Here is a 25,017-nt window from a genome sequence, read left to right as displayed (position 1 = left end):
AGTCATTCCAATTGGAGGAATTTAAAAATGGTTGACGCTTATGCAACGACGGGAACAGTAAATTCAGAAGCCAAAGAAAAAGCTTTTGTACTTTGGTTTGATGAAGTTGGAATTTCTGATATTCCGTTAGTCGGTGGGAAAAACGCATCTTTGGGGGAAATGATTCAAGAACTCACCCGCCAAGGTGTAAATGTTCCCAATGGATTTGCGACTACTGCTTATGCTTATCGTTATTTTATTGAGTCTGCGGGTTTAGAGAAAAAACTACGAGAACTATTTGCAGACCTCGACGTTGAGGATATGCCGAATTTGCGGCAACGTGGCAAACAAGCTCGTTCATTAATCCTTGACACTCCGTTTCCAGCCGACTTAGAAGAAGCGATTACCAGCGCTTATAAAAAACTTTGTGAACGCTACAGTACAGATGGGGATTTTTGCAACCAATTTGGCGAAGAATATAAGGAAGAATGCAAACGTTATGCCAACGATGTAGACGTTGCTGTTCGTTCCTCCGCCACCGCCGAAGACTTACCCGATGCTAGTTTTGCGGGACAACAAGAAACTTATTTAAACGTTTATGGCGAAGAAGGCGTATTAGAATCCTGCCATAAATGCTTTGCTTCGATTTTCACCGACCGGGCAATTTCCTATCGGACGATTAAAGGCTTTGATCATTTTAACGTAGCTCTCTCCGTTGGTGTACAAAAAATGGTGCGGTCTGACCTCGCCAGTTCTGGGGTGATGTTCTCCATTGATACCGAAACCGGATTCAAAAATGCCGCGTTAGTAACAGCCGCCTATGGGTTAGGAGAAAACGTTGTTCAAGGTGCGGTGAACCCCGATGAATATTTCGTGTTCAAACCGACTTTATTACAAGGCTTCCGTCCAATTTTAGAAAAACGCTTAGGAACTAAAGAACTGAAGATGGTCTATGACATCGGCGGTTCTAAACTGACGAAAAACGTCTCTGTTCCTCAATCTGAACGGGAAAAATATTGTATTAACGACGATGAAATTCTGCAACTAGCGAAGTGGGCTTGTATTATTGAAAACCACTATTCGCAAGTTCGGGGTACTTACACTCCGATGGATATTGAATGGGCAAAAGACGGTATTACCGGACAATTATTCATCGTCCAAGCTCGTCCTGAAACGGTACAATCGCAAAAATCCGGTTCCGTTCTGAAAAACTTCAAACTCAAAGGAACCAGTAACGTGCTGTCACGGGGTCGCGCCGTGGGCGAAATGATTGGTCAAGGGAAAGCGCGAGTGATTTTGGATGTTCATAAAATTGATGAATTCCAAGCGGGTGAAGTGTTAGTCACCAATAAGACTGACCCCGACTGGGAACCGATTATGAAGAAATCCAGCGCTATTGTTACCAACGCTGGGGGACGGACGTGCCACGCCGCCATTATCGCCCGTGAAATGGGAATTCCAGCCATTGTCGGTTGCGGGGATGCCACCTCTGTGATTAAAAACGGACAAGAAATTACCGTTTCCTGTTCCGAAGGAGAAGAAGGTCGCGTTTATGAAGGCTTAGTTCCCTTTGAAGTTCAAGAAACCGTCCTGGATAATCTGCCGAAAACGCGGACGAAAATTTTAATGAACGTCGGGAACCCGGAAGAAGCCTTTGGCTTATCCAGTATTCCTTGCGATGGTGTGGGGTTAGCGCGGCTTGAGTTTATTATTGCCAACCATATTAAAGCCCACCCGTTAGCATTGTTGAAATTTGACCAACTCGAAGACGAATTAGTCAAACGGGAAATTGCCGACCTGACCAAACTTTATCCCAATAAACCCGACTTCTTTGTGGATAAACTGGCTCATGGTATCGGCATGATTGCGGCGGCGTTCTATCCGAATCCTGTGATTGTACGGATGTCCGACTTCAAGAGCAACGAATATGCCAACTTGTTAGGCGGTCGTCAGTTTGAACCGAAAGAAGAAAACCCGATGATTGGCTGGCGGGGTGCGTCTCGTTACTATGACCCCAACTACCGCGAAGCTTATGGGTTAGAATGTGTCGCCCTGAAACGGGTTCGGGACGAAATGGGCTTAACTAACGTGGTTCCGATGATTCCTTTCTGTCGCACTCCCGATGAAGGTCGCAAAGTGTTAGCGGAAATGGAAAAACACGGTCTGAAACGGGGTGAAAATGGGCTGCAAGTCTATGTGATGTGCGAATTGCCCAGTAACGTGATTTTCGCCGATGAATTCGCCCAAGTGTTTGATGGATTCTCCATTGGGTCTAATGACTTAACCCAATTAACGTTAGGGTTAGACCGTGACTCGGCTTTAGTTGCCCATATCTTCGATGAACGCAACGAAGCTGTCCGGCGGATGGTCACGATTGCCATTAAAGCGGCTAAAAAATATGGTCGCAAGATTGGGATTTGTGGTCAAGCCCCCAGCGATTATCCAGAGTTTGCCCGCTTCTTAGTGGAACTGGGAATTGACTCGATGAGTTTGAACCCTGACTCTGTGATTAAAACGATTCTTGACATTGGCAAAATGGAAGAATCTGGCACGTTGTTAGATGAAGTCATGGACGTTGCCAAAGCCAAATAAATAGTCGTAGAGACGTTGTATACAACGTCTCTACAGGGATAGTTTGCTGAATTTTAAGGATTAAAATAATGAGGGTATGGCGATGCTGTACCCTTTATTTATTGGAGTTCGGAATAAATGGATGGAAGCTTTAATCTAATTGTTCAAATAATTCTGAAAACTGTTCTAAAAGTTTATAAACCATTGTACCGATTCTTTGAGGAAAATCCTCATCAGTAGGCTGGCACTCTCCTAGTTTTCTAGCTCGTTCAATTGCAGCAACTAGATACTTACCTTTAATAAATTCTTTATAGTAATTAGATTTAGATTTATCTGGGTGGATATCATCAAGAACCCTCTTACAAAGTTTAGGTCTACCTTTGATTCCTTCATTTTCAATGGATTCCCTGATTGTAGGTTGTTTGACTTTCCGTTTTTTATTAGTTTTAGATTTTTGGGAATTATTACTTTTCCCCAATTGAGTATCAGCATCTACAAAATGGAGAATTAACCAAAGTTCAAAGCAAGGGTTACTCAATCCCATTTTAAAATTTGTGTTGTCGTGACAGAGTTCTATTAATTGCTGAATTTTAACTTTACGGTTATTATAATCATCTGTATCAATAATCATCCATAATTCATCATACTCTTGGATATCATATTTTTTAACTAGCTCATCATAACATTGCTTTAATTGTGCATAAACAGCAGCAGGAGAAGAGTCTCCAGAATAGGTTTTATCAAGATATTTTAACTTAATATTCTTTCTGTTTAACTGTAAACAGTATTGTTGAATGAGTTCTTTAAAATAAAAATATTCTGTCTTGTCACCTTCTGCTGCAATAACATAAATTTTCCACTTACCATCCTTGCACTCATCTGAAATATCTTGGACTATTCGTTGATAATCATTTCTTTCTCTAGGCATTCGTTTATCCCTTATTTAGCCAAAACTGGTTCTTCATCATTTTTAATCTCTGGGAAAGAATGGATAGCTCCAAACCGACCGTTAATATAACCTTTAGCTAAATCTAAATTTTCTACCTGGGTGTTTGCAAGAGAATAGGCAATTGATTGTCCATGTTTATCTTGTTCAATAAACCAAATTTCATCCTTTCTAAAAAGTTCTTTAATATCCAAAAGAATAGCTTGATGTGTTGTAGCAATTAATTGGCTATTATGCAATTTATCATTTTGATTTTGATTCTCTATTTCAAAATTGAGAAAAATCTCAAATATTTTCCGTGCTAACAATACATGAAGGCTTCTTTCTATTTCATCAATCACAAAAACAGCATCGCCTTGAGACAGTTTAATTAACATTGGGATTAAATCTATAATTCTTTGGGTTCCATCTGATTCTTCTTCAATTTCAAACAAAACTTCTTTTTTATTTTTATCATACTTAATTATAACCAATTTCATAACTTTTAAAGCTTTTGAACCTGGAATAGATCGAATCATTAAACTGCTCCCTTTATTTCTCGATAAAACAAATATTGCATTAGCTGTTTCATCATGATAAGGGAATTCTTCTTGAATCATTTCTTTAACTTCTAGTGGAATTCTCTCATACTTTTCTAAATCAATCTCATTAATATCTACTCTTTCTATTCCTAAATCCAAAGATTGTAATAATTTATTAAATTTTTTAAAAAAACCTTGGTTCAATAATTTTTCATTGTCCTTTAACAGTAACGGAAGTGCAAAAGATTTACTTTCAGGGAATAAAATTGTTAATACCTTTGAGAACCAATTATAAATATTTTCAAAATATGTAATACTCCGCTCTTTAGAATTAGTTAAGAATAATAAATTTTCTCTCGTACTTTTAGATTCATATTTAATTCTGCTTTCTTCTTCACCTTCTATTTTATTAAATAGAGAATGTTTAAAGTTGAATTGATAATCATTACCATTTCTTTCATAAATGCTTTTTTCTTGATTAATACCTATTTCAAATAACCATTCTTCATAAACTTGAGTAGCATCAATGATAAATCCGTAAGCATACTGTTTTTTATCATGTCTAAACTCAAATTCAAACCGAGATGGCTTTTTTAAAGAATCTTGATCACGTTTAAATGGACTAACTTTTATATTTTTATTTTTATCAACACCATCTACAATAAAATCTTGAGCAAATTTCATCGCTTTAATCAAGTTAGATTTACCAGAATTACTAGCTCCATAAATTAAAGAAGTTCTTAATAATCTAATAGATTCTTTGTTATCCTCTTGAACAACATGATCAGGATGATTGTCGTCAGGAGAAGCAATCATCGTAAATTCAGTTCTTTCATTAAAGGATAGAAAATTTTCTACAGTAAACCGAATTAACATTGTTTTATTTTTAATTATATTTAAAGTAAAATCCTAGAGGATTCAACTTTAAATATAAAGATAGCTTATTAGCTCACAAGTGTCAACCCGATTTCCACATTTTGAACAGGGAAACGGTTACTTTTGCTTACGCTGAGGAATTAAGGGAGATTTAGCAGGTTCATAAGATTGTAATTCCTCATCTCCTGTTAGAATTTTGACCTTATAACCTAACTTAAGCTTCAGGATAGATACCGCTAACTTATAATGTAGCGTAGCAGTTTGATCTGATTGCATCAAGCTATAATTTTTCTACAGCCTAATTTTATAGTTGAGAAAAATGTTAAGCTAGATCATATTATTGAAAGTTATTAAATGAGTGCGATCGCAACTTCTCAAACAATGAATCAATCCTTAAATATTCCCTCTCATAACGATTTATTTGAACCCACGATTAAAGCTCTTAAATCTTTAGGAGGGTCAGGAACAGTTCAAGAAATTCATGAGCAAGTCTGTCAACTTCAAAGTTTCTCAGAACAACAACAGAGTATTTTACATAAACAAGGGCCACAGACAGAAATTGCCTATCGTTTAGGTTGGGCGAGAAGTTATTTAAAAGTATATGGAGTTTTAGAAAGTGTAGGACGAGGAGTATGGTCACTCACAGAGAAGGGGAGAAATCTACAAGTTATTAATCCTAAAGAAATTAATCGATTTGTCAATCAAACAACCCGAAAGAAAACTGAAAAGGTTAATTCTGAATCTGTTCAAGATTTTAATTTATTACCCCAAGCTACAATTGAAACAATAGAATCTATTTCAGATCAGGATCAAATTCCTGCTAATTCTGATATTTGGACAGAAAGACTATTAGAAATTTTACAACAAATTCATCCTGATAGTTTTGAACGGTTATGTCAACGAATTTTAAGAGAATCCGGCTTTATTAAAGTTGAAGTAATCGGAAGAAAAGGAGATGGGGGAATTGATGGAATTGGAGTCTTAAAAATTGCCCTATTGAGTTTTCAAGTCTTCTTTCAATGTAAACGTTATAAAGGTTCTGTTGGCCCTTCTGAAATTCGAGATTTCCGAGGTGCTATGGTAGGAAGAACCGATAAAGGTTTATTTCTAACCACAGGAACTTTTACCAGTTCAGCCAAACAAGAAGCAACCCGTGACGGTGCGCCTGTATTGGATTTAATTGATGGGGAACAACTTTGTCAAATTCTCAAAGATTTGAATTTAGGAGTCGAAACAAAAATGATTGAAGTCGTTGAAATTGATCAAAATTGGTTTAATCATTTATAATTGCTATACTATAGTTAGCAATAATTGTTTTTTGAGTCATTAAACACTTTACCAATTCTCGATTATGCTTGTATTTTTTATTCATGGTGTCGCCACAAGAGATGCTTGCTACTCATCAAATTTACAACAACTGATCAAAACAGAATTTAGTCACCGGGAAGAAAAGAATCCTCATTTTTACGCTGGTTTTTGGGGTTCTGCCTTAACGGATATGGGGAAAATATGGAATGGTATTGATGAAGATTTAGCAGCCGTTAAAAAGAAATATCCTAAAATTGATACTGAAGAGATTTTTCGATATAGACCGTTTAGAGAAGGTTTATTTTCTCAATTTCTGGGAGATTTCTTTACCTATATGAATCTTGATAAGGGTCGAGAAATTCGTAAAACAATCGCGCAACAACTCTATAATTTTATTAAGCAAAATCCTGATGATTCTGAACTTCATATTGTTGCCCATTCGTTAGGAACTGTAATTCTATGGGATGTTTTATTTTCAGATCGATTTTCAGCGAAAGACCCCGCTTTATCGATTCGAGCTATGATTCGAGAATTGGAAAATCAGACAGATGTAAAACTTAAACATCAGGTTAATTTGAAGAGTATCACGATTATGGGTTCTCCCATTTTATTGATTAACATGATGTTAGATGTGCGTCCCGAAAAAGTTAATCAATTTGCTCATTCCTATTCTTCTGAACAGCCTTTAAGATGGCTGAATTTAATTCATGCTTCGGACTTAATTGCTTATCCCTTAAAAGCGAGTTTACATTTGGATGAAAATAGTTATCTAAAGTTTGAAGATGAGTATTTATTAGAGGATGTTAACTTAGCTGAAAAAACAGCTAGAAGTTTAGGTCAAAATGAATTAGCAATGGTTTTGGGTTCCAGTGATGCCCATAAGAGTTATTGGAATTGTCCTCAAACTGCTCGATTAATTACTAATAATATTTTGAATCAACGAAAAGTGATTTTTCAAAATTTCTTAAAAACCGTAATTCATCATTTATCTCAAGTTAAGGGGATGACCCCTACATCTGACGAAGTTATGGGAATAAAGCTCAATTATCATAGCAAGAATATTCGGAAGGGAGATCTTTATTTGCAATTTCCTGATAAAAGTGGGAAAATTTATTTATATATTAATGCTATTAACGTGCATCATGTTTATGTCTTAGATAGTGATAATGAACTGCAATTCGGTGGCTATGTGGGTTGGATAGATCAAGAAGGGTTAATGGAAAAACTAGAGTTAATCAAGGGTTTGATGATAAACCGTTAATGGATATCATATCGCTTCTAAACTATTGCTTAATTCTTAATCCCAGTTGTGGCAATCCCTCGAATAAATTGTTTTTGCCCGATTAAAAATAATACAATTACAGGAATTGAAGAAATGACAACCGCCGCCATTAATAATTGCCAACTGCTGGTAAATTGTTCTTGAAATTCCGCTAAAACTAACTGCACGGTTTTTAATTGGGGTTTCGTGGTAAATACCAGAGGTTTAAATAAATCATTCCATTCCCCAATAAAAGTAAATAAAAATAACGTCACTAGGGCAGGTTGAGCTAAAGGTAACATGATTTGCCATAAAATCTGCCAGCGATTGGCTCCATCTAAAGCCGCAGATTCTTCTAACTCAATGGGAATTGTCAGGAAATATTGACGCAAAAGGAAAATTCCAAAGCCATTCACAGCTGTTGGTAAAATTAAAGCCCAATAGGTATTGAGCAGATGTCCCCACTTCAACACTAAAAAAATTGGAATTACCAATAACTGAAAGGGAATCACCAGGGTTGCCAGAACGATCAATAATAGAGTTTGTCGTCCAGGAAACTGTAATCGAGCTAAGGCGTATCCGGCTAAAGCCGAAGTGATGACTTGAAATGCCGTTACTCCTAACGCCACTAACGTCGAATTGGCAAAAGCTAACAGAAAGTTCCCTCGATGCCAAGCTTGCTGATAGTTAGCAACGCTGAACTGAGTTTCGCCAACAACGTTGGGCGTTGAGAAGGAAGTCAGCAAGACCACCAATAAGGGTAATAATACAAGCCCAGCCCCCATCAACAACAGACCCCAACTCAATCCCACTAATATTTTTTCCCGTTCAATTGCTGTTTTCATAAGCCTGTAATGGGTTCTAATCCTAAAGACATCCACTCTCCCTCTTAATTTTGCATCAAAGATCATCCCAGATTGAGAAAAACATCAATCAATTTGAGGGGGAACGATATCCCACGCTGAAAAGACGCGGGTTTTGTGCGAGAATCGCTATAAGCTTAATTAAGTAGTTTCTCAAAAAATCGACTCTCCAACCCTATCTTAAGGTTGCCCCAACAAGGGGTAGGGAGTTTGTAAACTAGCTATAATAACTCATTTGCGATGAGGAGATTGTAAATCTATGCCACAGCTTGAAGCTATTCCAGCGATTGACTTCCAATCGGAAACCTATAAGGATGCTTACAGCCGGATTAATGCCATTGTGATTGAAGGGGAACAGGAAGCTTACGACAATTACATCAAGCTGGGTGAAATGTTACCAGAGCATCAGGAAAATTTAGCGCGTTTAGCCAAAATGGAAATGCGCCATCAGAAAGGGTTTCAATCCTGTGGTCGGAATTTAGCCGTGACACCGGACATGGAATTTGCTCGTGAGTTCTTTTCTTCCTTGCACCAAAATTTTAAGGATGCAGCCGCAGAAGGTAAACTGGTCACCTGCTTGCTGATTCAATCTTTAATTATTGAATGCTTTGCGATCGCAGCTTACAACATTTATATCCCCGTTGCGGATGATTTTGCCCGCAAAATTACCGAAGGGGTGGTTAAAGATGAGTATCTGCACCTCAACTTTGGGGAAGAATGGCTAAAAGCGAATTTTGAAGCCTCCAAAGCGGAACTGGAAGAAGCTAACCGCCAAAATCTTCCGATTATTTGGAGAATGCTCAACCAAGTGGCCGATGATGCTCACATTCTGGGCATGGAAAAAGAGGCCTTAGTTGAAGATTTTATGATTGCTTATGGGGAAGCTCTAAGCAATATCGGATTTTCAACCCGCGATATTATGCGGATGTCCGCCTACGGTCTAGCCGCAGCCTAAAATACCCTTTGGATTTTAGAGTAAATTGATGGGAGCATTGGCAGACTGGAAGCGGAGAACGGTTGTCCACCAGTCTGCGGCTTCTGACGCTAAAATCTAAAATCTATCTTAAAATCTACAGTTGAATCATGTTTGGTTTAATCGGTCATCTTACAAGCCTAGAACACGCCCAAGCCGTAGCCAGAGATTTAGGATATCCTGAATATGCTGACCAGGGGTTAGATTTTTGGTGTAGCGCCCCGCCTCAAATCGTTGATGATATTAAAGTCACGAGTATTACCGGCCAAATCATTGAAGGTAAATATGTGGAATCTTGCTTTTTACCGGAAATGTTAGCCAGCCGTCGAATTAAATCGGCGACTCGCAAAATTATTAATGCCATGGCCCATGCTCAAAAAAATGGTATTAATATCACGGCTTTAGGGGGATTTTCCTCGATTATTTTTGAAAATTTTAACTTAGAACAAATTAAAGAAGTTCGTAATATTAAGTTAGAGTTTGAACGGTTTACCACGGGAAATACCCACACTGCTTATATTATCTGTCGTCAGGTTGAAAATGAAGCGACAAAGTTAGGGATTAATTTAGCCAAAGCAACCGTTGCGATTTGTGGTGCGACTGGAGATATTGGCAGTGCGGTTTGTCGTTGGCTTAATCGTCTGACAGAAGCCGGAGAATTGTTATTAATTGCCCGTGATAAGGAACGCCTAAATGCTTTACAGGAAGAATTAGGACGGGGCAAAATTATGGGGTTAGAAGAAGCCTTACCTCAAGCCGATATTATTGTTTGGGTTGCCAGTATGCCCAAAGGGGTAGAAATTGACCCGAATACGTTGAAGAAACCTTGTTTGCTAATTGACGGCGGCTATCCTAAGAATTTAGCCACAAAAATTCAACATCCTGAAATTTACATTTTAGATGGTGGAATTGTTGAACACTCCCTTGATATTGACTGGAAAATTATGAAAATTGTCAATATGAAGTTACCCGGTCGTCAACTGTTTGCCTGTTTTGCCGAATCAATGTTATTGGAATTTGAAAAAATTTACACCAATTTTTCTTGGGGTCGAAATCAAATTACACTGGAAAAAATGGAACACATTGGCAACGTTTCTGTCAAACATGGATTTAAACCTTTAGCTTTACCTTTGTAAGGGGTTGGGACGTTTAAAGCTTTTCAGGTCTTGCTTATCAACTTTTAATCTTAAGGGTTTATAAGCAAGCTAAACTTTTCCCTATAAACAGACACCAATATTAATCATCAATTATCAATAAATTTTCCATCTATCTTAATACAGAAATTTAACCGAGGAAACGACTTAAATCAAATTCACCTTCCGGTTGACATGGGCGATCGCGTTCAGCCATTAAAATTAATAATAATCGATCTGAATAATCAACTGTCCCTCGACATTCCTCTCGTAATATTTCTAACCCGCCATTGGCATATTCTTCAAAAATTAATGCTCGTTGTTCTTCGGCTTCGAGTTCAAAGGGAGATAAAATTTTAGGGTTTTGGGTTTCGGCGATCGCCACTAATTTAATCATAGCATCATATCCCCTGGAAATAAAAACTTCCATTGAAATCGGCCCTGGATCACGTTTAGAAAGTCCATCAACTGGAATTCGTTTTTTTCGTCGTTTTCCTAATAATGCAGCAAAAGCGATAACATCAGCATAGGTTTGAAACGGCCCTGTTTTGCCTTCAATTTCTGTCAGCGACCGCACTAATTCTGCTTTATCTTTCGCAATTCTAATTCGGGTTACTGCCATGACGGTTAGAGTTAAGATTAATCATGAGTTAATAAAGCAGAATCCTGTAATTTTTGTTTGACTTCATCCTTGAGAACCGCCATTTTTTTCTTTTCTCCTTGAATACTTTGAGGAATTCCCAACGCTTTTGCTAAAGATTTTGTTCGGTCTAAGGTTAAACGGTTGATATCGTTTAATTGAGTAATAGAAAAAGACTGTAATAATTTGATCACTCGTTTGCGATTTTCTGATTTTTGTCGAGGCGAAATCGGAAAAGATGGAGGTGAGGTTTCTGTTGAAATCGCAGGACTTTCTACCACTTCAACTGTTAATAGGGTCAAGGGTTTTTCCTCAACAGTGTTACGTTGTTCTAAGATCAGGGAAACTTCTGCTTCCGCTTGGGGAACAATAACAATCGGTTCAACTACGACTGCTGTTTTGGCTATCTCCTCTGCAATTAGGGTAACAACGGGTTCCTCTTCGGAGGTAGAGGGAGAAGATTTTGGAGATAAATTCGATTTCCAATAAGCTTTCCAGAGTTCGCTGGCATAGATCGAAGGATACACCATTGACCACCCAACCAGTTGGGAATAAACAACAGGTAAGGTATAGGAAGCTTTTAACCAGGGTAGGGAATAATAAGTAAACATTAACCGATCTTGAATCAATTGAAATTGACGTTTTCCTGATAATACCGCATTTTTTTGCAAGAGTACATCAGTCAAAACCCAGAATCCTAACCTGTTGTTTTTTCGGATGATTTTTCTGGAATTGAAAGTCAAGAGTCTTTTCAAATTTAGGCGATGGCTTCTGTCCAGAGTAATTTAATTTTGTGTTCAAAGCCTCCTTTTTCTGCCCGTTTATGATCTCGTTCTAATAAAATTCGTTCATTTTCAATCCCGTAACTTTCCATTAAAGCTTCTACTACCTCTAATAAATCTGCTAATTCCTGAACTAATTCCTGATCAGAAGCTTGGACAACTTCTTGAGCTTCTTCCAGAATTTTATCGCGTAAAGCTTGACGATATTCAGTTTCCGATAATGTGGTAATATCACACTGATACCCTGATTTTTGAATCAGTTCAGGAATGCGATCACGCACTAATTTGTTATAGTCTCGACGCAAGGTATAATTCTCCTATAAAATATGGGGGTTTTAGCTCAATGGAACAGGCATCTTGCCTGTCAACCTGTCAAATATTAAATCAAGTATCGGGTGTGGGATTTAAGAAATCAACAATTCCTGATTATTCCCTAGTTCCTAAAACCTAATCTCTCGCACGGGATCTCCAACACCCAAAACCCATTTAAACAATTGCACCCATTCTTTCTAGTTTAACAACAATTTAAATCGAATGTAAACTACTATGAAACCTGTGTATCAATATTTATCCTTTATTATTTGTAGCGTTGCGGTGTTTTTGGGAGGATATTTACTTAACCCCTATGCCACCCTAGCGTTAACGTCTACTCAAGTTACTCCTGTTTACGAATATCGCACTTTACACAATCCTGATGGTATTGGTAAATTTTATTTAGGTCGGGAAATTGCTCAAGTCATGGGTCATGAAGGCGCAGGATGGTTAGAACGCCCCAGCCGAGAAACCTCTGAACGCCCTCAACAAGCGATCGCAGCTTTAAATTTAAAACCGACGGATATTGTGGCAGATATCGGCGCAGGAACCGGATATTTTACCTTTAGAATTAGTTTCTTAGTTCCCCAAGGAAAAGTGTATGCAGTCGATCTACAACCCGAAATGTTAGAGTTAATTAATTTTGTCAAAAATCAGGAAACTATTCAAAATGTAGAACCCATATTAGGAACAGTTGATCATCCTAATTTACCCGAATCTACCCTTGATTTAGTGTTAATGGTGGATGCTTATCATGAATTTCAATATCCCCAAGAAATGATGCAAGGCATTGTAAAAGCCCTTAAACCAGGCGGACGAGTGGTATTATTAGAATATCGAAAAGAAAATCCTTTTATTTTAATTAAGGAACTTCATAAAATGTCAGAAAAACAAGTTAAAAAAGAAATGCAAGCCGTTGGTTTAAACTGGCGAGAAACTAGATCTTTTTTGCCTCAACAACATTTTTTAGTGTTTGAAAAACCTTAACCTTTAACTCGCTTTGGAGAAAATTTTGCGCTGAGAGGACTAAATAATGGTAAAATTATAATATCTGTGTATTTTCACAACCGATGGGGCAATCCTCCCCTGTTAAATTAAAATTGATATTGATATGAGTGTTAGAGTTCGTCTTGCCCCAAGTCCAACCGGGAATTTACATATAGGAACGGCTAGAACTGCGGTGTTTAACTGGTTATTTGCGCGTAACCAAGGAGGTACATTTGTTCTGCGGGTTGAAGATACTGACTTAGAACGGTCTCGCCCTGAATATACTGAAAACATTCTCACGGGGTTAACGTGGTTAGGCTTAACCTGGGATGAAGGGCCATTTTATCAATCTGATCGTTTAGACTTATATCGTCAAGCCATCCAAACCTTATTGGAAAAAGGGTTAGCTTATCGTTGCTATTGTACCCCAGAAGAATTAGATGCCATGCGAGAAGCCCAAAAAGCTAATAACGAAGCGCCTCGCTATGATAACCGTCATCGCCATCTGACTCCCGAACAGCAAGCACAATTTGAAGCCGAAGGTCGTCAAGCGGTAATTCGCTTTAAAATTGATGATGATCGAGAAATTAGTTGGACAGATTTAGTACGCGGAAAAGTCACTTGGAAAGGCAGTGATTTAGGCGGAGATATGGTGATTGCTAGAGCTTCTAATCAAGGTGAAATTGGGCAACCGCTTTATAATTTTGTCGTGGTTGTTGATGATATTGATATGAAAATTACCCAGGTTATTCGGGGTGAAGATCATATTTCTAATACGCCTAAACAAATTTTACTTTATGAAGCGTTAAATGCAGCAACTCCTGAATTTGGTCATACACCATTAATTTTGAATGCTGAGGGGCGTAAGTTATCAAAACGGGATGGCGTTACCTCGATTTCTGATTTTAAAACAATGGGATATACCCCCGAAGCGTTAGCGAATTATATGACGTTATTGGGTTGGACTCCCCCCGATGCAACTCAGGAATTATTTACGTTAGAAGAAGCCGCAAAACACTTTAGTTTTGAACGGGTCAATAAAGCCGGAGCAAAATTTGATTGGGATAAATTGAATTGGATTAATAGCCAATATCTTCATAAAATGCCCATTCCCGAATTAACAGCTTTATTAATTCCCTATTGGCAAGAAGCGGGTTATCAATTTGACCAGAATACAGATCGAGCTTGGTTAGAACAGCTTACGGCATTAATTGGCCCTAGTTTAACCACCTTAAAAGATGCCGTTGAAATGAGTCAATTATTTTTTACCCAAACCGTAGAGTTAGACGAAGAAGCAAAAATGCAATTACAACAAGAAGGTGCGATCGCAATTGTGCAGGCAATTCAGGATAAAATAACCCAACAACGGGATCAACCCTTAACATCAGATGCTGCTAAAGCAATGATTAATAGTGCGATGAAAGAAACAAACGTCAAAAAAGGTTTAGTGATGCGATCGCTCAGAGCAGCTTTGATGGGAACAATGCACGGCCCAGATTTAATTGAATCTTGGTTACTGTTCCATCAAAAAGGGATTGATTTAATTCGTTTTCAAACTGTTTTACAGGGTTAATTTTAACGAGGCAGATATCATGGCAAATTCTCCCAGATCTCGCAAATCATCCGATGCTAAAGGCAATTCTTCCCAATCTAAAAAACCTAAGCCTACCGTGAATTCAACACCCGCCCAAGCATCTGAAGCAGAAACGGGAGCTAATTCCCCCCTATCCCCATCTTCAGAACCTCCGGTTGCTGAAACTCCCGTTGAGGAGTCTGTCACCCCAGCAGAACCCATCACGGATGAAGCAATTGTAGAGCAGGTGCTTGAAGAGTTACCCCCGGTGGAAGAACCGACATCGGAACCTGTAGCCACCGAACATCCGGTTGTGGAAGAACCGACACCGGAACCCGTAGCCACCGAACATCCGGTGGAAGAACCCACATTAGAACCTATAACTGATCAAGCGATAGTGGAACAGGTTCTCGAAGAGTTACCGCTTGTAGACGAACCTACGCCGGAACCTATCGTTGAGGAGCCTGTAGCAGTGGAAGAACCCACGCCGGAACCTGTCGTCGAGGAGCCTGTAACTGATGAAACAGTCGTGGAACAGGTTATTGAAGAGTTACCTCCAGTCATTGAACCGACACCGGAACCTGTGACGGATCAAGCGATAGTAGAACAAGTTCTCGAAGAGTTGCCTCCTATCGTTGAACCAGAACTTGCTGAACCTCAACCGCAATGGGCTAATACTTCAGCAACGGAGGTTTTATTCAATGCTGAACCCGTGACAACCCCTGCCACTAAAGTTGAGGTGGTTATTGATTCTCCAACTTCATTCTCTTATGATTCTGTTAACCAATCTATACAACCTATGAAAGAAGAAATTCTCGCGTTTTTATCTCAACTTCCCGAAAATTTAGGAGGTTTCTTTAAGGAATACAAGCGTCCTTTAACCACTGTGGGTTTATTAATTGCCCTCTTAGTTACCTTTAAAATTTTAACGGGATTAGTGGAAATTATTAATGAAATTCCTCTAATTAAACCCACGTTTGAAACCGTTGGTTTGGGATATTCAGCTTGGTTTATTTATCGTTATCTCCTGAAAGCAGAGACTCGTAAGGAACTCAGCACCGATTTTAATACCCTCAAAGAAGAAATTCTGGGTAAAAAATCATAAATAAAACAGTTCCAACAATGACTAATGCAACTCTAAAACACTTAGCATTGGGCGTTGTGATGATGACGGTTGGGGTATTACTGCCTCGTACAGTTCAAGCTCAACCGTTTAACGCCGCATCCACCCCGATGTTTGAAAACATTACCCTAACTCCTCAGTTTAGCCCTGACCCGATGCTAATTCGAGGATTGAGTGGAGGGCCAGCTTTAGCAAAAGATATCGCCGGACGAGAAGACACTCAAACCGGAACTTGTCAGGGTTATGTGGATCAACAACCCGATCACACTTTAATTTTAACCAGTTTTTTTGATTATTTAAAACTCCAAGTCCAAAGTAGTGAAGATACGGTTTTAGTCATTCGCGGGCCTGGAGGAAGTTGGTGTAGCGATGATTCTAAAGATATTAATCCTAGTATTGAAGGTCAATGGTTATCGGGAAAATATGAAATTTGGGTGGGATCTTATAAACCCAATACCTATCACCCCTATGTGATTTCAATTACAGATAAACAATAGTGTCGGCTTAAACCCTTGTCACTCTAACGATTTCTCGGTAGGTACATACCATTTAATTAAATCATAGGTCTTCTGGATAATCGGTAATTCACTCATTGTCTAATCTGGCATAACAGGAAATCTGTTGTTGATGGGGGTCAATTCCTAAAGATTGTATTAAATTATTAAAGATAGAATCCAGGTTATGATCGTCGCCATTGTCGAGAGGATTATTCATGGCTATAATCCAAAATATTTAACTTTTTATTATAACGTAGTCATCATTTATTCAACAAGGAATGAACTGTCTAACAAAACTTCTAAAGGCTTTTAACGTTGCAGTTTCTCCATCGATTAAACTTTGACGAATATATTGAGGAATGATTTCTAAAGGTAGCCAGGGAAAATGTAAACTTTGAGTGACTTGCTGATAAGATTGAGTCGTTTTATCTAAAATAAAAACTTCTAGTTTTCTGCCATTATAACGCCACAGTTCAGGAACTCCAAAGGCTGCATAAATCGGACGTTTATCTAAAGAACTGCTGGTGATATCAATTTCTAAAACTAAATCAGGGGGTGGGTCTGATACTAAATCAATATTCTGTTGATTTCTAACTAACGATTCATTTTCTAAATAATAACAAGAATCCGGTTCTGCACCTTTTAAGACTTCTTCTCTTTTTAATGTTAAAGAACCCATTTTTTTAAGATTTAGGTTTAATTCATCAGCTATAGCCCGAATTAAATCATCAATAAACCGATTATTATTTTCATGTTCTCCTAATGGGGTCATAATTTCTAATACTCCCTGATCATAATATAACCGAGCCGAGCGATTATTTCCTAAATCGGTTAATAAATTGATAAACGTTTTCCAACTTACCTGTTTTAACAGGGTACGTTGTTCCGGTAAAAATAAAGTAGATGTAGTCATTGTGGGTTTACCTCCATCTATTTAGAATAACCTCAAATCAGGGGTTTGGCAATGGCAGAAATTTTAAGCAAGTGATAACGCTTATTTTATCTCCGAGTTTATCAACACCATTTTTATTCCTAGTCTAACAGATCATGAATAAAATTTAGCCTTCCTGCAATTAAAAACCGGACTGTTTTACTACCTGAATTGCCTTTCTCCGAACTTCTAAAATTTGACCAATCTCACGCGCAAAACTCGGTTGACGTTCAATCATTTGATTAACAACAGTCGAAGGAATAATCATCACTTCTAAATCTTCAATAGCCGTTACAGAAACTGTACTAGGTTCACCGGAAAAAAGAGCCATTTCCCCAAAAAATTCTCCTGCTTTCAGTGACAATACTTCGCATTCAGTTCCCCACGCATCCGGGGTTGTTAAAAGGGCTTTTCCTGAAATAATAATATAGAGATCATTACCGGGATAGCCTTGCTGAATTACTTTTTCTCCTGTACCAAAGTGATGAAGCATAACCCCTTGAGACAGATTATCTAGGTTAGTTTGTTCTTTTTTTAGGGGGACAAATACCGGAATTGATTGTAGGGTTTCAGCAAATTTTTTAGAAGGATCTTCTGCTGGAGAATTCGAGCCACGAACATGATATAACGTCCGAATTGGAAAAGGAATTTTTAAGTTATTGCGTTGGGCTGCATACCAAATTCGAGTCATAAACCGATCTCGAATTTTTTCCAATTCGCTATAGTTTTCAATAAAAAATTTCACTTCATAAGTTACACTAGAATCATCATAACAAAGGGTAAAAATCTGTGGTTCGGGTTCGCTTAAAATTCCCTGAGTTGAAAGGGCTGTACTTTTTAAAACTTGTTTGGCTAAATTGGGTGGATCATTATAGGAAAATCCAATTTGAATGCGTTCTGCATGAAGGCGTAAGGGTTGGCTAAAGTTATGAATGGTTTCTCCACTAATCACTTTATGGGGAATTACAATCATTTCCCGATCAAAGGTTTGTAGGCGAACTGCACGCCAATTAATATCAATAACTTGTCCGACCGTATCTCCTACTTTTAACCAATCTCCAACGGTAAATGGACGCTCAAATAACAGTGCAATTCCTGACATAATACTGCCCAATGTATCTTGAAGGGCTAAAGCAATGACGATGGAACTCACCCCCAATGCGGTTGCTAAACCTGCCAGATCCGCATTCCAAACACTTGATAACGCGATCGCAGTTCCTACCAAAATCAAAAATAGTCGAGAAAGATCAATCAGAAGTTTAGGAAATCTCGCCCGCCAAGTATCAGCTTCTGCTTGTTCAAACAAGATAACATTCAGTAGAGAAAGTGCAGCATGAATCACAAAAACCCATAACAACGTTTGAACTGTTTTGATTAAATTGCTATTAGGATCAAGTTTGAGAACATACTGCATAAACAGCATGAACACCAGCACAGGTAAGACTAAATTTCTGACTACCTGTAACGTTGTTGCTAGAGGTTTACCCCGTCTTTTAAGACGATGAATTATTTCTCCTAAAACGATGATTAAAAAAGGAAACCCTACAGTAAGGATGATTGACCAAATAAATAAATTACTTTGAATCATTGTAAAGTTAATTGATATCAGTTATGGGATAGGAAATAGATATAAGTTTAAATTTGTAATAGCGTATCATCTTATTTATAAAATTCCTAAACCCTCAACTTCTATGGCTGAGTGTTTATTTTTCAATAACCACCCATTCAATTTAGGTTTACCCGTTACTTCTGGCTCAGAGATAGGCTCAAACTGATACAGATCCTGAAGCCGACGATAAACGGTCTGAGATACTAAAATTCTTCCGGGTGGACAGGCATTTTTGAGGGCTGTAGCCCGGTTGATTGTATCACCCCAAACATCAAAAATACAGCGATTTCGACCCACAATTCCCGCAATAATATCTCCAGCGTTAATACCAATTGAAATATTCAAGGATAATCCCCGTTCATGGCTAAATCGACGCACAATAATCAAAATTTCTAAAGCAACATCAAGGGCGCGTTTATCGTGATCCAGATAAGGAATTGAAAGTCCACAAACGGCTAGATAACTATCTCCAATTGTTTTAATTTTTTCCATCCCATATCGTTCAGCAACTTCATCAAATGCAGTGAATAAATCATTTAAAATAGCGACGGATTCATTAGCACTTAAGGAGCTAGATAGTTTAGAAAATCCGGTTAAATCGGAGAACAAAACAGCAACATTTGATACATCTTCAGCCATCTCTTTGTTTCCCCGTTGAAACCGTTTTGCGACTGAAGTAGGAAAAATACTTAACAATAATTCTTCATTTTCTTGATTTTTTTGTTCTACCAGTAAGGTTTGAGCCTGTAGATTCCGTACAATTTGATTGAAGGATTTTGCTAATTCTCCAAATTCATCTTCTGTTTCTAAAGGTACGATCGCATCAAGTTGTCCTGCGGAAATTTTGCGGGTTCCCTTAATCAGTTGATTGATCGGGTTCACAAATAAATTGGCTAAAACCATTGCAATTAATGTTACTAATAACATGAGTAATGTCGCTGAAATTAGAATTTGATTCCGAAAAGAATAAATCGGAGCATACGCTTCTGATATATCTATTTCTGATAAAATTACCCAGTCTAATCCATCAATGCGAAGGGGTGCAAAGGAACTCAAAACCGGAATGTTTCGATAGTCTCTAATAATTCGAGTTCCTTGCTTACCATTTAACGCATCCGCAACGGCTTCTGTTCTTACATATTGTTGTAAAATAGACGTACCATATTGATTAATTCGGTTGATTTCTGTCTCACTCATTCCTAATGATCTCAACGCTTTAGCATAGCCTTTTGGATCTTGTACTAAAAACCTTGAAATGGAACGCATTAAGGTATCTCGTCCGACTAAATAGGTTTCCCCTGTTTGACCTAAACCATCGCTTTCCCAATGCTGATTACCCGTCATCACATTATTAATTTCATTAACCGGAAGTTGAAAAGCTAATACCCCAATTAGCTCAGATTGATTCAAAATAGGAGCCGCGATAAATGCTGCTGGAGCACCATAGGAAGGAGCATAAGCTTGAAAATCAATGATTGTGGCATAATCTCTTGATTGTGATTCTTTTACCTTCTGAAATAGATCAGCGAGATTACTATTTTGATAGGGGCCGTTTTCTAAATTAGTTGTAAAGTCGGTTTCTTTAAAAACGGTATAAACGATATTTCCTTGGGGATCAATCAGGAACATATCGTAATAACCAAACTTCTGAATAATATTGCGAAAAATAGGGTGATAGCGAGCATGAATTTTGCTATATTGGCTTCCATCTTTGGCATAATCTAAGGCATCTTTTTTACTCACTGGATGGGGATTATCAGCGATATAATAATATTGTAAATAGCGCGAAGCGATTGTTTTGGGTAGATAGGATTCTAAAATCGGTGAACCTTCTTCAGTTTGGGTGAGGCGGGGAAGAAATTTGTCACGGTAGTAAGTGATTAATTTGGGGTCAAAACTCTGGGAAATATTAATAGTTTGGAGTTGAGGATAAGCCGTTGCAAATTCTTGCATAGCTGTAATGATTGCTGGATCTTCGCTCAAAGTTTGGGTATGATTGCGAATATTTTTAAAGTAGGATTCAATTTGGTAAGCTTTGGACGCGCGAACACTCGTTAACTGATTAAAAACTCGGTGTGTTAGATTTAATTTTCCACTCCGATACCCTAAATAAGCAGTAACTAAAATTGAACAACTGCTGACGGCTAGCAGCATCATGATCAATTTGGATTTGATACTGACAGAGGTAAGCGATCGCATAATTAAAAAAGTCAAGATAGAGTTTACCTCCATCAATAGAGTATAACCTAAGATTTCAGAACACAATATGTCTTAATCAAAGCTGACCTATTATTATTGTTTTTTTTTAAATTATCAGCAGCACAAGCTACAATTAGAGAAGAAATCAGATGATTCTATTTCTCCGTATCGCTATCTGATTAAAAAGCTAATAAATGATTAAATAGGAAATCAAAAATTATCTGATTATCCCTACCTTCTTTCTCTTCCAGAAAGAAGAATAGGGAATCTATAAAATTAAACTGTTAACTGTTCTAAAGCATTTTCAACTGCTTTTAAGGCTGTATTGACTTCCTCCTCCGTCACAATTAATGGGGGAACAAATCGTAACACTTTCGGGCCAGCCGGAACTAATAATAATCCCGCTTCCATTGCCACTTTTACGACTTCTGGAGACGTTAATTCCACATCTTCTTTTAATTCCAAACCATTAATTAAACCCCATCCTCGCACTTCCGCAATTAAATTAGGATATTTTTGAGCAATTTCTGTTAATTTGCTGCGAAGTTGTTCACCTCGTTTTTGTACATTTTCCAGAATATTTTCTCGTTCTAAGGTTTGACAAACTGCCAACGCCACCCCACAAACAAAAGGATTTCCGCCAAAGGTAGACGCATGACTTCCGGGTTCAAACACATCACAGAATGCTTTACACATCATCGCCCCAATGGGAATTCCACCTCCTAAACCCTTGGCTGAGGTGAAAATATCGGGTTCAATTCCTAAGTTTTCATAACCCCATAATTTACCACTGCGACCCATGCCAACTTGGACTTCATCTAAGATTAAAAGGATGCCTTTATCATCACAAATTTGACGAATTTTTTGGAAATATTCAATATCCCCAGGACGCACGCCGCCTTCTCCTTGCAGTGCTTCTAACATAATTGCGGCAACCCGTCGTCCGTCTTTATCAACTTCAGAAATTGTCGCTTCTAAAGCTTCAATATCATTATAAGGAATATAAACAAATCCCGGTACTAACGGACTAAAACCTTTTTGATATTTCGGTTGTCCGGTCGCCGTAATTGTAGCTAAAGTCCGACCATGAAAACTCGCATGGGCTGTTAAAATAACCGGGTCTTCAATATTGAGTTTTTCATGAGCATATTTCCGGGCTAATTTAATCGCACCTTCGTTTGCTTCCGCCCCAGAATTACAGAAAAAAGCTTTATCTGCACAAGAATGATTTGTTAACCATTTGGCTAATTCTCCTTGCACGGGAACATAATATAAATTAGAAACATGGTGCAAAGTTTTAATTTGCTTTGTCACCGCTTCAATTAACGCAGGATGGGCGTGTCCTAGGGTACAAGTTGCAATTCCGGCGACAAAATCTAAGTATTCTTTACCCTGTGTATCCCAAACCCGACACCCTTCTCCCCGCTCTAATGCAATGGGGAAACGGGCGTAAGTATTCATGACATGAGAATTAAAGTCATCAATACTAAAATGATTGGTAACAGGGGGTTCTTTCACTAAGGTTTCTGGACTCACAAATCACTCCTGAATTCGGTTGGTGTTTGATTCTCAATTTTAGGCTAAAATTTCCCGTTTCGGGGTTATTGTGTTAGCCAATATCTAACTTCGTCAGGGTTTATTAATATTTTTTGCCCGTTCGCCTTAAATAGGAGAATAGACTCTCCTAATTTGGAGTTAATATCCTTAATTTGAGACGCAATAGGGTGCGGACGTTGCCATCTCGTCACCCTGGGATATTACAATTTATATTCTAAGGGTTCACAAAATTCATTAATTCCCGATTTTACCGCATAAAGAACAACGGGAGTAATTAATAAGGCAGGACATTGATTTTCTGCAATTAAAGCTTCTACCATCGCTTTAATATTGCCTTGAATTAATTCTTCTCGGAGGTCTTTATTACACAAACTCACGCGATATCGTTTCGCTAACCCATCTAACCAATTTTCCGAAGTATCGGGTAATTGCCCAACATGAATTGCCATTTCTATAGCCGCATCTTCGAGATCTCCTTCACAATCTTCAATTCGATCTAAAGCTTCTAAAGCAACGGAATATTCAGCCAGTTGTGAGCGAAATTGAGCAATTTCTTGAGACGTTAGAATAATCATAACTAACTCGTTAAACTTCAGGAACTTAATTGGTACTGAAACATGATATCAGGATCAAACCAAGCGGTTAGGGCAACGGCTAAAGCATCAGCAGCATCATCAGGTCTAGGAATTTCTGTTAAATTCAGTTCTCGCGCAACTGCTTGCTGAACCTGATATTTATCCGCATTTCCATAGCCCGTTAAAGCTTGTTTAACTTGACCCGGAGTAAACTCAACTAAGGGAATCTGATGTTGAGCTAAGACTAATAATAACACTCCTTTTGCTTGAGCAACAGCAATAGTATTTGCCATGCGATAAAAAAACAGCTTTTCAACAATGGCTAAATCCGGTTTAATGTGGATTAATAACTGATTTACATCATCATAAATAATACATAACCGTTTCCCTAATTCAGTTTTTGCGGGTGTTTTTATTACCCCAAAATCAATTAAAGAAACCGCTTCTTGTTCCTGAGTTTTATCATTAATTTGACATTCAATTGCCCCAAATCCTAATATTGCCAAACCCGGATCAAACCCTAAAATTACTTTTTTCATAAAGCGAGACAACAATAGGACACTGAACGATTCAGGAACACAGCCATCATTAATATCCTAATTGTCCTAGCTACTGCTATAACTCTTACACTGATAACTGATAACTGATAACTGATAACTGATAACTGATTATTATTCTTCCGGTAAACCAAACACTTGACGGAAAACCTTCTGCACTTTAAAACCAGAATCAATCGTTTCTAAAGGATCTTTCCGCAAACGGTGACGTAAACATAAGGTAATTACCCGTTGAATATCATCTAGGGTGACTTCTGTACGTCCTTCAAAGGCGGCTAAAGCTTTTGCAGCCCGGTTTGTAACAATATCTCCCCGTAAGCCATCTACATCTAATTCTGAACAAACTTGGGAAATTTTGACCCGTAAATCATAATCAATTTGCACAGAAGGAAGAAGGGTTTGAGCCTCTACAATTTTATGTTGTAATTGGTGTTGATCGTTAAGATGATTTTGTAAAAAAACTTCAGGATTTTGATCAAAAGAAGTCCGTTCTTCAACAATTTTAACCCGCAAATTCGGCTCTTTTACCGTTCTAATTTCGGCGTGCATTCCAAACCGATCTAATAATTGGGGTCTTAATTCCCCTTCTTCCGGGTTTCCAGAACCCACTAACACAAACCGTGCGGGGTGACGGATGGAAATTCCCTCCCGTTCAACGGTATTCCAGCCACTTGCCGCCGAGTCTAATAACACATCAACCAAGTGATCATCGAGGAGGTTGACTTCATCCACATATAAAATACCCCGGTTAGCTTTGGCTAAAAGTCCCGGTTCAAAAGCTTTTACCCCTTCCGATAACGCTTTTTCAATATCAATCGTACCGCAAACCCGATCCTCTGTAGCCCCCAACGGCAGATCCACCATGGGGACTTTTTTACGGGATACCGGAACATCCTGATGCTGACTCAGGCGTTCCCGGACGTTATCACTCATCAATTCTGCATCGGTGGGATGGCTATTAAACGGGTCATCTGCAATAACTTCAATTTCGGGGAGTAAGTCGGCTAAAGCGCGGATAGTCGTTGATTTTCCCGTCCCGCGATCGCCCATAATCATCACACCACCGATCTTGGGATCGATAATATTTAAAATTAGAGCCAGTTTCATTTCTTCCTGGCCGACAATTGCGGTGAAGGGAAAAACAGGGCGACGAGCCAGGTTGACCGTTGTTGGTGTTAGATTTGGGGTGACGACAGTTGAACTCACAGTTTACTCTCAATTTCTAAATATTACCGTAATTTATT

The 25,017-nt window shown here is 38.3% G+C and carries 24 protein-coding genes; 9 read left to right on the top strand and 15 right to left on the bottom strand.

Annotation, left to right across the window (positions count from 1 at the left end; genetic code table 11):
• Positions 1 to 27: 27 nt before the first annotated feature.
• Positions 28 to 2,571, top strand: coding sequence for a phosphoenolpyruvate synthase (gene ppsA, locus NMK36_RS04415; RefSeq protein WP_072720170.1), 2,544 nt, complete (start codon positions 28 to 30; stop codon positions 2,569 to 2,571).
• Between the two features lie 130 nt (positions 2,572 to 2,701).
• Here ppsA and NMK36_RS04410 read toward each other — a convergent pair whose 3' ends face one another.
• The 3 genes from NMK36_RS04410 to NMK36_RS04400 all read right to left on the bottom strand — a co-directional run bounded on the left by NMK36_RS04410 (position 2,702) and on the right by NMK36_RS04400 (position 5,169).
• Positions 2,702 to 3,478 carry an RloB family protein gene (locus NMK36_RS04410; RefSeq protein WP_072720171.1) on the bottom strand — a complete coding sequence of 259 codons (777 nt, stop codon included), beginning with the start codon at positions 3,476 to 3,478 and terminating at the stop codon, positions 2,702 to 2,704.
• An 11-nt stretch (positions 3,479 to 3,489) separates the two neighbouring features.
• Entirely contained in the window at positions 3,490 to 4,893 is a 1,404-nt protein-coding gene (locus NMK36_RS04405) for an AAA family ATPase (protein ID WP_254173072.1), read from the bottom strand.
• 117 nt (positions 4,894 to 5,010) lie between these two features.
• A complete protein-coding gene (locus tag NMK36_RS04400; RefSeq protein ID WP_186440397.1) occupies positions 5,011 to 5,169 on the bottom strand; it encodes a hypothetical protein in 159 nt (52 codons plus the stop codon).
• A 78-nt stretch (positions 5,170 to 5,247) separates the two neighbouring features.
• Between NMK36_RS04400 and NMK36_RS04395 the strand changes: the two genes are divergently transcribed.
• Positions 5,248 to 6,180: a restriction endonuclease gene (locus tag NMK36_RS04395; protein ID WP_254173071.1), complete on the top strand. Its 933-nt coding sequence runs from the start codon at positions 5,248 to 5,250 to the stop codon at positions 6,178 to 6,180.
• A 64-nt stretch (positions 6,181 to 6,244) separates the two neighbouring features.
• Positions 6,245 to 7,462 carry a putative lipase gene (locus NMK36_RS04390; protein WP_254173070.1) on the top strand — a complete coding sequence of 406 codons (1,218 nt, stop codon included), beginning with the start codon at positions 6,245 to 6,247 and terminating at the stop codon, positions 7,460 to 7,462.
• Between the two features lie 29 nt (positions 7,463 to 7,491).
• On the opposite strand, the gene NMK36_RS04385 is transcribed toward NMK36_RS04390, so the two are convergent.
• Positions 7,492 to 8,307 (bottom strand): carbohydrate ABC transporter permease, encoded by an 816-nt coding sequence (locus NMK36_RS04385; protein ID WP_254173069.1) that lies wholly within the window; start codon positions 8,305 to 8,307, stop codon positions 7,492 to 7,494.
• 277 nt (positions 8,308 to 8,584) lie between these two features.
• Here NMK36_RS04385 and NMK36_RS04380 point away from each other — a divergent pair, with 277 nt between their 5' ends.
• A complete protein-coding gene (locus tag NMK36_RS04380; protein ID WP_254173068.1) occupies positions 8,585 to 9,280 on the top strand; it encodes an aldehyde oxygenase (deformylating) in 696 nt (231 codons plus the stop codon).
• A 128-nt stretch (positions 9,281 to 9,408) separates the two neighbouring features.
• Positions 9,409 to 10,434, top strand: coding sequence for a long-chain acyl-[acyl-carrier-protein] reductase (locus tag NMK36_RS04375; RefSeq protein WP_072720176.1), 1,026 nt, complete (start codon positions 9,409 to 9,411; stop codon positions 10,432 to 10,434).
• Between the two features lie 148 nt (positions 10,435 to 10,582).
• Here NMK36_RS04375 and NMK36_RS04370 read toward each other — a convergent pair whose 3' ends face one another.
• From NMK36_RS04370 to NMK36_RS04360, 3 genes are all read right to left on the bottom strand, one after another.
• The gene (locus NMK36_RS04370) at positions 10,583 to 11,053 is read right to left on the bottom strand and encodes a DNA phosphorothioation-associated protein 4 (RefSeq protein WP_072720177.1); all 471 of its coding nucleotides are present in this window, start codon (positions 11,051 to 11,053) and stop codon (positions 10,583 to 10,585) included.
• Positions 11,054 to 11,070: 17 nt separating this feature from the next.
• Positions 11,071 to 11,757 carry a hypothetical protein gene (locus NMK36_RS04365; protein WP_139295102.1) on the bottom strand — a complete coding sequence of 229 codons (687 nt, stop codon included), beginning with the start codon at positions 11,755 to 11,757 and terminating at the stop codon, positions 11,071 to 11,073.
• Between the two features lie 71 nt (positions 11,758 to 11,828).
• Entirely contained in the window at positions 11,829 to 12,158 is a 330-nt protein-coding gene (locus NMK36_RS04360) for a nucleoside triphosphate pyrophosphohydrolase (protein WP_072720179.1), read from the bottom strand.
• A gap of 241 nt (positions 12,159 to 12,399) precedes the next feature.
• Between NMK36_RS04360 and NMK36_RS04355 the strand changes: the two genes are divergently transcribed.
• The 4 genes from NMK36_RS04355 (at position 12,400) to NMK36_RS04340 (ending at position 16,345) form a co-directional block, all read left to right on the top strand.
• Complete coding sequence (locus tag NMK36_RS04355) at positions 12,400 to 13,152, top strand: class I SAM-dependent methyltransferase (protein WP_072720180.1); 753 nt, start codon at positions 12,400 to 12,402, stop codon at positions 13,150 to 13,152.
• Positions 13,153 to 13,276: 124 nt separating this feature from the next.
• On the top strand, positions 13,277 to 14,725 hold the full coding sequence (gene gltX, locus NMK36_RS04350) for a glutamate--tRNA ligase (RefSeq protein WP_072720181.1): 1,449 nt from the start codon (positions 13,277 to 13,279) through the stop codon (positions 14,723 to 14,725).
• Positions 14,726 to 14,744: 19 nt separating this feature from the next.
• Positions 14,745 to 15,830, top strand: a complete 1,086-nt coding sequence (locus NMK36_RS04345; protein ID WP_254173067.1) for a CAAD domain-containing protein — start codon at positions 14,745 to 14,747, stop codon at positions 15,828 to 15,830.
• Between the two features lie 17 nt (positions 15,831 to 15,847).
• Entirely contained in the window at positions 15,848 to 16,345 is a 498-nt protein-coding gene (locus NMK36_RS04340; protein ID WP_072720183.1) for a hypothetical protein, read from the top strand.
• 88 nt (positions 16,346 to 16,433) lie between these two features.
• Here NMK36_RS04340 and NMK36_RS28730 read toward each other — a convergent pair whose 3' ends face one another.
• From NMK36_RS28730 to bchI, 8 genes are all read right to left on the bottom strand, one after another.
• A complete protein-coding gene (locus NMK36_RS28730; RefSeq protein WP_281250341.1) occupies positions 16,434 to 16,562 on the bottom strand; it encodes a hypothetical protein in 129 nt (42 codons plus the stop codon).
• Between the two features lie 51 nt (positions 16,563 to 16,613).
• Positions 16,614 to 17,258 carry a Uma2 family endonuclease gene (locus tag NMK36_RS04335; RefSeq protein WP_072720184.1) on the bottom strand — a complete coding sequence of 215 codons (645 nt, stop codon included), beginning with the start codon at positions 17,256 to 17,258 and terminating at the stop codon, positions 16,614 to 16,616.
• A gap of 160 nt (positions 17,259 to 17,418) precedes the next feature.
• Positions 17,419 to 18,864, bottom strand: a complete 1,446-nt coding sequence (locus NMK36_RS04330; RefSeq protein WP_072720185.1) for a mechanosensitive ion channel family protein — start codon at positions 18,862 to 18,864, stop codon at positions 17,419 to 17,421.
• Between the two features lie 75 nt (positions 18,865 to 18,939).
• The gene (locus tag NMK36_RS04325) at positions 18,940 to 21,042 is read right to left on the bottom strand and encodes an adenylate/guanylate cyclase domain-containing protein (protein WP_222425251.1); all 2,103 of its coding nucleotides are present in this window, start codon (positions 21,040 to 21,042) and stop codon (positions 18,940 to 18,942) included.
• A 318-nt stretch (positions 21,043 to 21,360) separates the two neighbouring features.
• Positions 21,361 to 22,620 (bottom strand): aspartate aminotransferase family protein, encoded by a 1,260-nt coding sequence (locus NMK36_RS04320; protein ID WP_254173066.1) that lies wholly within the window; start codon positions 22,618 to 22,620, stop codon positions 21,361 to 21,363.
• A 221-nt stretch (positions 22,621 to 22,841) separates the two neighbouring features.
• Positions 22,842 to 23,216, bottom strand: coding sequence for a hypothetical protein (locus NMK36_RS04315; protein WP_072720188.1), 375 nt, complete (start codon positions 23,214 to 23,216; stop codon positions 22,842 to 22,844).
• Between the two features lie 17 nt (positions 23,217 to 23,233).
• Positions 23,234 to 23,755: a crossover junction endodeoxyribonuclease RuvC gene (ruvC, locus tag NMK36_RS04310; protein WP_072720189.1), complete on the bottom strand. Its 522-nt coding sequence runs from the start codon at positions 23,753 to 23,755 to the stop codon at positions 23,234 to 23,236.
• Positions 23,756 to 23,887: 132 nt separating this feature from the next.
• On the bottom strand, positions 23,888 to 24,979 hold the full coding sequence (bchI, locus tag NMK36_RS04305; protein WP_072720190.1) for a magnesium chelatase ATPase subunit I: 1,092 nt from the start codon (positions 24,977 to 24,979) through the stop codon (positions 23,888 to 23,890).
• Positions 24,980 to 25,017: the final 38 nt, after the last annotated feature.

The organism is Planktothrix pseudagardhii (assembly GCF_904830925.1).
Lineage (GTDB): Bacteria > Cyanobacteriota > Cyanobacteriia > Cyanobacteriales > Microcoleaceae > Planktothrix > Planktothrix tepida.
This window is presented reverse-complemented; position numbering and strand designations above follow the sequence as displayed.

Bases quoted from the DNA above. Each gene is read 5' to 3' on its own strand.
- ruvC (WP_072720189.1), bottom strand. From the start codon at position 23,755: ATGAAAAAAGTAATTTTAGGGTTTGATCCGGGTTTGGCAATATTAGGA.
- NMK36_RS04400 (WP_186440397.1), bottom strand. From the start codon at position 5,169: ATGCAATCAGATCAAACTGCTACGCTACATTATAAGTTAGCGGTATCT.
- NMK36_RS04355 (WP_072720180.1), top strand. From the start codon at position 12,400: ATGAAACCTGTGTATCAATATTTATCCTTTATTATTTGTAGCGTTGCG.
- NMK36_RS04325 (WP_222425251.1), bottom strand. From the start codon at position 21,042: ATGATGCTGCTAGCCGTCAGCAGTTGTTCAATTTTAGTTACTGCTTAT.
- ppsA (WP_072720170.1), top strand. From the start codon at position 28: ATGGTTGACGCTTATGCAACGACGGGAACAGTAAATTCAGAAGCCAAA.
- NMK36_RS04340 (WP_072720183.1), top strand. From the start codon at position 15,848: ATGACTAATGCAACTCTAAAACACTTAGCATTGGGCGTTGTGATGATG.
- NMK36_RS04380 (WP_254173068.1), top strand. From the start codon at position 8,585: ATGCCACAGCTTGAAGCTATTCCAGCGATTGACTTCCAATCGGAAACC.
- NMK36_RS04315 (WP_072720188.1), bottom strand. From the start codon at position 23,216: ATGATTATTCTAACGTCTCAAGAAATTGCTCAATTTCGCTCACAACTG.
- NMK36_RS04390 (WP_254173070.1), top strand. From the start codon at position 6,245: ATGCTTGTATTTTTTATTCATGGTGTCGCCACAAGAGATGCTTGCTAC.
- gltX (WP_072720181.1), top strand. From the start codon at position 13,277: ATGAGTGTTAGAGTTCGTCTTGCCCCAAGTCCAACCGGGAATTTACAT.
- NMK36_RS28730 (WP_281250341.1), bottom strand. From the start codon at position 16,562: ATGAATAATCCTCTCGACAATGGCGACGATCATAACCTGGATTCTATC.
- NMK36_RS04370 (WP_072720177.1), bottom strand. From the start codon at position 11,053: ATGGCAGTAACCCGAATTAGAATTGCGAAAGATAAAGCAGAATTAGTG.
- NMK36_RS04335 (WP_072720184.1), bottom strand. From the start codon at position 17,258: ATGACTACATCTACTTTATTTTTACCGGAACAACGTACCCTGTTAAAA.
- NMK36_RS04410 (WP_072720171.1), bottom strand. From the start codon at position 3,478: ATGCCTAGAGAAAGAAATGATTATCAACGAATAGTCCAAGATATTTCA.
- NMK36_RS04405 (WP_254173072.1), bottom strand. From the start codon at position 4,893: ATGTTAATTCGGTTTACTGTAGAAAATTTTCTATCCTTTAATGAAAGA.
- NMK36_RS04345 (WP_254173067.1), top strand. From the start codon at position 14,745: ATGGCAAATTCTCCCAGATCTCGCAAATCATCCGATGCTAAAGGCAAT.
- NMK36_RS04385 (WP_254173069.1), bottom strand. From the start codon at position 8,307: ATGAAAACAGCAATTGAACGGGAAAAAATATTAGTGGGATTGAGTTGG.
- NMK36_RS04395 (WP_254173071.1), top strand. From the start codon at position 5,248: ATGAGTGCGATCGCAACTTCTCAAACAATGAATCAATCCTTAAATATT.
- NMK36_RS04375 (WP_072720176.1), top strand. From the start codon at position 9,409: ATGTTTGGTTTAATCGGTCATCTTACAAGCCTAGAACACGCCCAAGCC.
- NMK36_RS04330 (WP_072720185.1), bottom strand. From the start codon at position 18,864: ATGATTCAAAGTAATTTATTTATTTGGTCAATCATCCTTACTGTAGGG.